Origin of the sequence: Campylobacter sp. LMG 17559, from assembly GCF_024723605.1 — a bacterium.
In the GTDB taxonomy this organism is placed as follows: Bacteria; Campylobacterota; Campylobacteria; order Campylobacterales; family Campylobacteraceae; genus Campylobacter_D.
Genome location: NZ_JANQCZ010000043.1, coordinates 1 through 1,006 on the forward strand (window position 1 = coordinate 1; position 1,006 = coordinate 1,006).

1 protein-coding gene is annotated in these 1,006 nt (G+C 26.5%); it reads right to left on the minus strand.

What is annotated here, in order from left to right; genetic code table 11:
• Positions 1–1,006, minus strand: a 1,006-nt coding sequence (locus tag CAMP5082_RS08210) for a toprim domain-containing protein (protein WP_337206429.1), incomplete at both ends; no start/stop codon positions are given.

Below are 1,006 nucleotides of genomic sequence, written 5' to 3' on the forward strand. Positions count from 1 at the left end.
ATCCCTAAACATCTGCATTTTAATTTCTTTTGTTACAAATTCTAACCCTTTTGCAAGCATTAAATCATTAAAATCACTCATACCTTGAGAGCTTTGTTCTTGTGTAAAATTTGGTAAAATTACACTAACATTAGAATATTTTTCTTTAATTTCTAAAGCTGTTTTTTTACCTGTATTTTCTAATCCTTTTAATTCTTTTTTTACATCATTATCAGCAAATATTGTGATATTTTTATCAGGATAGAGGGTATTTAGTTTTTTAACCACACTTTCTAAATTACCAGCATCTACTGCCATAATGATAGGTTTATTTAAAGCTTTATACAAAGTAGCACCAGTAGCAAAACCTTCACATAAATAAAATTCTTTTAAATTATGAAGTGTTTTAGCTCCTATAATATGAAAACAACCTTGTTTTTTTGCAAGATATTTCACACCTTGATCTTTTTCTTCTTGAGTTTTAATTACCCCTATGATTTTATCTCCATTTGAAAATATTCTTTGAAGTGACCATAATTTTCCATTTTCATCTTTTAAAGGAATTAATAATGAACCCATTTTATCTTGCTTAAGATAAAAGTTTTCATCAAAGCCTTTTTTCTTTAAGTAAGCATGGTTAGAATTAGCCCATCTTGCATTATTATACTCATCTTCTAATTTTAAGGCAGTTTTTTCTTGTAAGGCTAAAATTTCTTTTTCTCTAAGCTCTTGATCTTTTTTTATTTGATTATGTAATTCTTGAGAACTTTTTAAATTACCATTATAGTTTTTTTCTACTTGCATTTTCCAATTTTTCTTTATGCCTGTTTTAAAATTTTGTATAAAACCTGCAGGAAAATTGTTATTTAAATATCCAATATAAGCACCACTTAATTCTCTACCTTTATCATTAGTAGTTTTTACTCTATGAATTTTACCATCCATAATAGGTAAATTATCTATAATTAATCCTTCTTCTTCAAGTGATTTTTTAAATGATTGAAGGGCTAGGGAGGTGTTGGTTGAA